Origin of the sequence: Streptomyces sp. NPDC053513, from assembly GCF_044544765.1 — a bacterium.
GTDB lineage: Bacteria > Actinomycetota > Actinomycetes > Streptomycetales > Streptomycetaceae > Streptomyces > Streptomyces litmocidini.
In genome coordinates, this window is sequence record NZ_JBITXP010000007.1 from 377,623 (window position 1) to 384,384 (window position 6,762).

General features: G+C 71.0%; 6 protein-coding genes. All 6 read left to right on the plus strand.

All coding sequences use genetic code 11. The features are described from left to right. The first annotated feature begins 103 nt into the window (after positions 1–103). The 6 genes from ACIGW4_RS15535 to ACIGW4_RS15560 are packed head-to-tail and all read left to right on the plus strand — an operon-like array spanning position 104 to position 6,625. Positions 104–1,495 (plus strand): glycoside hydrolase, encoded by a 1,392-nt coding sequence (locus ACIGW4_RS15535; RefSeq protein WP_399580834.1) that lies wholly within the window; start codon positions 104–106, stop codon positions 1,493–1,495. 25 nt (positions 1,496–1,520) lie between these two features. After that, positions 1,521–2,561 carry an endo-1,4-beta-xylanase gene (locus tag ACIGW4_RS15540; RefSeq protein WP_399580836.1) on the plus strand — a complete coding sequence of 347 codons (1,041 nt, stop codon included), beginning with the start codon at positions 1,521–1,523 and terminating at the stop codon, positions 2,559–2,561. After that, positions 2,558–3,604, plus strand: coding sequence for a Gfo/Idh/MocA family protein (locus ACIGW4_RS15545; RefSeq protein WP_123456873.1), 1,047 nt, complete (start codon positions 2,558–2,560; stop codon positions 3,602–3,604). Before ACIGW4_RS15540 ends, ACIGW4_RS15545 begins: the two co-directional genes overlap by 4 nt. Continuing rightward, positions 3,601–4,461 (plus strand): PmoA family protein, encoded by an 861-nt coding sequence (locus tag ACIGW4_RS15550; protein ID WP_399580839.1) that lies wholly within the window; start codon positions 3,601–3,603, stop codon positions 4,459–4,461. Before ACIGW4_RS15545 ends, ACIGW4_RS15550 begins: the two co-directional genes overlap by 4 nt. Next, on the plus strand, positions 4,458–5,153 hold the full coding sequence (locus ACIGW4_RS15555) for a cupin domain-containing protein (protein ID WP_398707081.1): 696 nt from the start codon (positions 4,458–4,460) through the stop codon (positions 5,151–5,153). The genes ACIGW4_RS15550 and ACIGW4_RS15555 overlap by 4 nt, the downstream gene beginning before the upstream one ends. Then, positions 5,153–6,625, plus strand: a complete 1,473-nt coding sequence (locus tag ACIGW4_RS15560; RefSeq protein WP_399580840.1) for a non-reducing end alpha-L-arabinofuranosidase family hydrolase — start codon at positions 5,153–5,155, stop codon at positions 6,623–6,625. The genes ACIGW4_RS15555 and ACIGW4_RS15560 overlap by 1 nt, the downstream gene beginning before the upstream one ends. The last annotated feature ends 137 nt before the right edge of the window (positions 6,626–6,762 follow it).

Consider the following 6,762-nt stretch of genomic DNA (forward strand, 5'->3'; position numbering starts at 1 on the left):
TGCCGCCGAGGGCTGACCCGTCCCACGTGCCACCGAGGACCGCCCCGCACGTGCCACCGAGGGCTGACCCGCCCCACGTGACCTCCACCCCCGAGGAGACCCTGTGAAACGCCTGACCGCCCTGACGGCCGTCGTGATGTTAACGCTAACATCGCAGGCCGCCGCCGACCCCGCACCACCCGCCGCCGACCCCGCCCGCCCCGCCATCGACTTCCGGACCGCACTCCAGCCCATCGACGGATTCGGCTTCTCCATGGCCTTCCAGCGGGCCGACCTGCTGCACGGCGCGCGCGGCCTCGGCCCGGCCAAGCGGCGCGAGGTGCTCGACCTGCTGTTCAGCAAGGACAAGGGTGCGGGCCTGTCGATCCTGCGCCTGGGCATCGGGTCGTCGACCGACCGGGTCTACGACCACATGCCGACGATCCTGCCGGCCGATCCCGGCGGGCCGGACGCCACGCCGAAGTACGTCTGGGACGGCTGGGACGGCGGCCAGGTCTGGCTCGCCAAGGAGGCCAAGGCGTACGGCGTCGAACGGTTCTACGCCGACGCCTGGAGCGCGCCGGCCTTCATGAAGACCAACGGCAGCGAGAACGGCGGCGGCGAGCTCCTGCCCGCATGGCGTCAGGCCTACGCGAACTACCTCGTCCAGTACGCGAAGTTCTACCAGCGGGAGGGCATCGGGATCACCGACCTGGGGTTCACCAACGAACCCGACTGGACGGCGACCTACGCCTCGATGCGCTTCACCCCGAAACAGGCCGTCGACTTCCTCAAGGTCCTCGGGCCGACCGTCCGCGCGTCCGGCCTGAGGACGGGGCTGGTCTGCTGCGACGCCGCGGGCTGGGACCGGCAGGTCGCCTACACCGAGGCCGTCGAGGCGGACCCCGCGGCCGACAAGGCCGTGCGCACCGTCACCGGCCACCGCTACAGCGGCCCGACCTCGGTCCCGCAGCCCACCGACCAGCACGTGTGGATGTCGGAGTGGTCGCCCGACGGCACCACCTGGAACGAGAACTGGGACGACGGCAGCGGCTACGACGGCCTCACCGTCGCGGCCGACATCCAGAACACCCTGACCGTCGCCAACGCCTACGTCTACTGGACCGGCGCCTCCCTCGGCGCGACCCGGGGGCTCATCCGGCTCGCCGACCCCGGTGACGACTACCGGGTGTCCAAGCGGTACTGGGCACTGGCCGCCTTCAGCCGGTTCATCCGCCCCGGTGCCGTCCGCGTACCGGTCACGAACGCCGACCCCGCACTGCGCATCACGGCCTTCCGCAACACCGACGGGCGCCGTGTGGTCGAGATCCTCAACACCGCGACCACCGAGAAGTCCGCCGAGTTCGCCCTCCGCGGCGGACACGACCGGCACCCCGACGCCTACGTCACCGACGAGACCCGCTCGATCACCCCGGCCGAGGTCGTCTCCACGCACGGTACGACCCTCACCGCCACGCTCGCCCCGCGTGCGCTGACCACCGTCGTCCTCGACTGAACCGCCCCGACCCGAGGAGTCATCCATGCCCGTGTCCCGGCACCTCATCGCCCTGTCCGCCGCCGCCTGCCTCGCGGCCGGCCTCGCCGCCGCGCCCGCGACCGCCGAGCCCCGTCCCCGTACGCTCGCCGAACTGGCCGAGAAGCACCACAAGTACTTCGGCTCCGCCACCGACAACCCCGAGTTCACCGACGCCGCCTACCTGAAGCTCCTCGGCGGCGAGTTCGGGCAGACCACCCCCGGCAACGCCATGAAGTGGGAGACCACGGAACCCCGGCGCGGCGTCTTCGACTTCACCGCCGCCGAAGAGGTCATGGCCTTCGCCAAGGCCCACCACCAGAAGGTCCGCGGCCACACCCTCGTCTGGCACAACCAGCTCCCCGCCTGGCTCACCGGGCGCAGCTGGACCGCAGACGAACTGCGCGCCGTCCTCAAGAACCACATCCAGACGGAGGTCCGGCACTTCAAGGGCCGGGTGATCCACTGGGACGTCGTCAACGAGGCCTTCAACGAGGACGGCACCTACCGCGAGTCGCTCTTCTACAAGACGCTGGGCCCCGGCTACATCGCCGACGCCCTGCGCTGGGCCCACGAGGTCGACCCACACGCCAAGCTGTACCTGAACGACTACAACGTCGACGGCGTCAACGCCAAGAGCGACGCCTACCACAGGCTCATCAAGCAGCTGAAGGCCGACGGCGTCCCGGTGGAGGGCTTCGGCCTCCAGGGCCACCTGGCACTCCAGTACGGCTTCCCCGCCGGCGTCCAGGAGAACATCCAGCGCTTCGCCGACCTCGGGGTCGAGGTCGCGGTCACCGAGCTCGACATCCGCATGAACCTCCCGGCCACCCCCGAGAAGCTCGCCACCCAGGCCACCTGGTACGCCGACTACGTCAAGGCCTGCCTGGCGGTCAGGAAGTGCGTCGGCGTCACCATCTGGGACTACACGGACAAGTACTCGTGGATCCCCTCCGTGTTCCCCGGCGAGGGCGCCGCGCTGCCCTACGACGAGAACCTGACGCCCAAGCCCGCTTACCACGCGATCAGGAAGGTGCTGGGCGGATGATCAGAACGGCGATCGTCGGAACGGGCGGGATCGCCGGCATCTGCCACGTTCCCGCCCTCCGGGCGCAGGCGCACCGGGCCGAGATCGTGGCGGCCGTCGACGTGGACGCCGCGCGCGCCGAGGCGTTCGCGGCCGAACACGGCATCCCAGCGCTCTACACCGACCTGCGCACGATGCTCGACGAGCAGCGCCCCGACGTCGTGCACCTGTGTACGCCGCCGTTCCTGCACGCCGAACAGGCCGTGACCTGCCTGGAGTCGGGGGCATGGGTGTGGTGCGAGAAGCCGGTGGCCCTGTCGATGGCCGAGCTCGACCGGATCCAGGCCGCCGAAGGGCCCGCCGCCGCGGGCGCGGTGTTCCAGCACCGGTACGGCTCGGGGGCCCGGTACCTCCGGGACCGGATCGCGGCCGGGACCCTGGGCCGTCCCATGGTCGCGCAGTGCGTCACGGCGTGGTACCGCGACGACGCCTACTACGACGTGCCCTGGCGCGGAACCTGGCGGAGCGAGGGCGGCGGCCCGACCCTGGGCCACGGCATCCACCAGATGGACCTGATGCTGTACGTACTCGGGGAATGGGCCGAGGTACGCGCGATGGCCGGCCGTCTGGAGCGCGCCGTCCAGACCGAGGACGTGTCCACGGCCCTGGTCCGGTTCGAGAACGGAGCCATCGCGACGGTCGTCAACAGCGTCCTCTCCCCGCGCGAGGAGAGCTACCTGCGGTTCGACCTCGCCGACGCCACGGTCGAACTGCGCCACCTGTACGGCTACTCCAACGCGGACTGGACGTTCACCGCCAGGACGCCCCGCGCGACGTGGGAGCCGCCGGACGACCTGCCCAGCTCGCACACCGCCCAGCTCGCGGACTTCCTGGACGGCTACGAGGCGGGGATCCGGCCCGACCTCGGCAGGTCCACCATGGAACTGGTCACCGCCCTGTACAAGGCCGCGATCACCGGCCTGCCGGTGCGGCGCGGGGAGATCGACGCGACCGACCCGTTCTACGGCGCGCTCGACGGGGGACGCCCGGAGGTGTTCCGATGACGTTCGAAATCCTCGAGAACGAGGACTCGCTGATCGTCCGGGCCCGCGGCGTCGACCTCTTCCGCTACGTGCACCGGCCGGTCATGGACCCCTTCGAAGCGCCGAAGCCCTATCTGCATCCGGTGCGCACGCTCGCCGGCGACGTGGTCACCGGATACCGGCCGCACGACCACCGCTGGCACAAGGGCATCCAGTTCACGGCGTCATGGGTGTCGGGGCAGAACTTCTGGGGCGGCGGCACCTATCTGCGCGGCCGGGGCTACGTCGACCTGCCGAACCTCGGCACGATGCGCAGCGTCGCCGTGTCCACCGAAACGGACCACGGCCGCGCCGTGATCACCGAGGACCTGGCATGGCACACCATGGCGGGGGAGCACTGGATCGACGAGCACCGCACGCTGACCGCGCGCGACGTCGGGGCCGACTCCTGGACCCTGGAGGTCACCACCGCGCTGACCAACGTCCACGACACCGTCCTGATGTTCGGCAGCCCCGGCACCCAGGGCAGAGAACTCGCGGGATACTCCGGCCTGTTCTGGCGAGGCCCGCGCGAGTTCACCGGCGGCGAGGTGATCGGCCCCGCGATGGGAGAGAAGGGCGACCGGCTGGCCTTCGTCGGCAGACACGACGAGGTCGACCGCTCCTCCACGCTCCTGTTCCTGGACGACCCGGACGTCCCCGGCCGCTGGTTCGTCCGCAGCGAGCCCATCCCCGCCGTCAACCCGTCCCTGGCGTTCGACGAGGAACTGCCGCTGGCCCCGGGCGACACCCTGTCGCGCCGCTACCGGATCGTCGTGGCCGACGGCGCGTGGACCCCCGCGCGCCTGGCCCGCCATGTCGAGGAACACCCGTGGTGACCCCGCTCCCCGGCGGCGTCGGGATCTCCGGACTGACCGTGTACGACTGGGAGGCCGCCGACGGGCTGTGCGGGGGCACGCCCCACATGCACCTCGTCTGCTCCGAGGCGTACGTCGTCATCGGCGGGGAGGGCAGCGTCCAGACCCTCACCACCTCCGGATTCGCCGACACGCCGCTGCGCCCCGGCGACGTCGTCTGGTTCACCCCCGGAACGATCCACCGCCTCGTCAACGCCGGCGGCCTGCGCCTCGTGGTGCTCATGCAGAACAGCGGGCTCCCCGAGGCGGGCGACGCCGTCTTCACCTTCCCCGCGCCCGTGCTGGCCGATCCCGATGCCTACCAGGCGGCGGCCGTCCTGACCGGGGACCACGCAGCGGCGGCACGCCACCGCCGTGACCTGGCACTCCAGGGATTCCTGGCCCTGCGTGAAGGCGGGCTGCGGGAGTTCCACGAGGCGGCCCGCCGCCTGAAGGGCGACCTCCTCGACGCCTGGTGGATCCGCTGGCGCGACGGCCCGCTGGCGGCCGCCCTCACGACCGGCTGCCAACTGGACGCGCTGCGGAACGGAGACCTCTCCCACCTCGACCACGGCGAAGTGTCGCGACTGGAGCGCCCGGAGGATCCGCTCTTCGGCATGTGCGGCCTCCTCCACCCCTATCCCGTCCCCGTCCTCCCTAAGGAGCCCTCCTGATGAGATTCCGCCGCCCACCCCTGGTCCTGAGCCTCGTCCTCGCGGTCCTGTCGTCCTTGCTGCTCGGGGCCACCCTCCTCAGCGCCCCGCCCGCCGCCGCGGCGACCGTCGACACCAACGCCTGGTACGTGCTGGTCAACCGCAACAGCGGCAAGGCCCTGGACGTCTACAACCTGGCGACCGGCGACGGCGCCCGCATCACCCAGTGGACCAGGAACGACCAGAACCAGCAGCAGTGGCAGTTCGTCGCCTCCGGCGACGGCTACTACCGCCTCAAGTCCCGCCACTCCGGCAAGGTGCTGGACGTCCAGAACGGGTCCACCGCCAACGGCACCCCGGTCGTCCAGTGGACCGACCTGAACGGCACCAACCAGCAGTGGCGGCCGGCCGACAGCGCGGACGGCTACGTGCGGCTCATCGCGCGCCACAGCAACAAGGCCCTCGAAGTACAGGGCGCCTCCACCGCCGACGGCGGGAACATCGTCCAGTACGACGACTGGGGCGGCGCCAACCAGCAGTGGCAGCTCGTCAAGGTCTCCGGCGACACCCCCGGAACCTGTGCCCTTCCCTCGACGTACCGCTGGTCGTCGACGGGCGCGCTGGCGCAGCCCAAGGCGGGATGGGCCTCGCTCAAGGACTTCACTGTCGCTCCCCACAACGGCAAGCAGCTCGTCTACGCGACGACGCACGGCGCCGCGGGAACGGGAGCGGGCTGGGGTTCGATGAACTTCACCCCGTTCACCGACTGGTCGGAGATGGCCTCGGCGAGCCAGAACACGATGACGAACTCCGCCGTCGCGCCCACGCTCTTCTACTTCGCGCCGAAGAACATCTGGGTGCTCGCCTACCAGTGGGGCAGGACCGCCTTCTCCTACCGGACGTCGACCGACCCCACCAACCCGAACGGCTGGTCGGCCGAGCAGGAACTCTTCTCCGGAACCATCGCCGACTCCGGAACGGGCCCCATCGACCAGACGCTCATCGGCGACGGCACGAACATGTACCTGTTCTTCGCCGGTGACAACGGCAAGATCTACCGGGCGAGCATGCCGATCGGGAACTTCCCGGGCAGTTTCGGCTCGTCGTACACGACGGTCATGAGCGACACGGTGAAGAACCTGTTCGAGGCCCCGCAGGTCTACAAGCTCCAGGGCCAGGACCGCTACCTCATGATCGTCGAGGCGGACGGCACGCAGGGGCGGTACTTCCGCTCGTTCACGGCCACCAGCCTGAACGGTTCCTGGACGCCTCAGGCCGCGACCGAGAGCAACCCCTTCGCAGGCAAGGCCAACAGCGGCGCCACCTGGACCAACGACATCAGCCACGGCGAACTGATCCGCACCGGCGCCGACCAGACCTTCACGGTCGATCCCTGCAACCTGCGCTTCCTCTACCAGGGACGCGATCCCCGCTCCGGCGGCGACTACGGCCAGTGGCCCTACCGGCCGGGCCTGCTGACGCTGCAGCGCTGACGACGCGGCACCGCCCCGGCTCCGGTGCGGAGCCGGGGGGGGGGGGGGGGGGGGGGGGGCGGGGGGGGCGCGCCCGGCCGCGGCGGGGGGGGGGGGGGGGGGGGGGGGGGCGGGGGGCGGGGGGGGGGGGGGGGGGC

Coding starts and splice junctions, on each gene's coding strand:
- ACIGW4_RS15545 (WP_123456873.1), top strand. CDS start 2,558: ATGATCAGAACGGCGATCGTCGGAACGGGCGGGATCGCCGGCATCTGC.
- ACIGW4_RS15550 (WP_399580839.1), top strand. CDS start 3,601: ATGACGTTCGAAATCCTCGAGAACGAGGACTCGCTGATCGTCCGGGCC.
- ACIGW4_RS15540 (WP_399580836.1), top strand. CDS start 1,521: ATGCCCGTGTCCCGGCACCTCATCGCCCTGTCCGCCGCCGCCTGCCTC.
- ACIGW4_RS15560 (WP_399580840.1), top strand. CDS start 5,153: ATGAGATTCCGCCGCCCACCCCTGGTCCTGAGCCTCGTCCTCGCGGTC.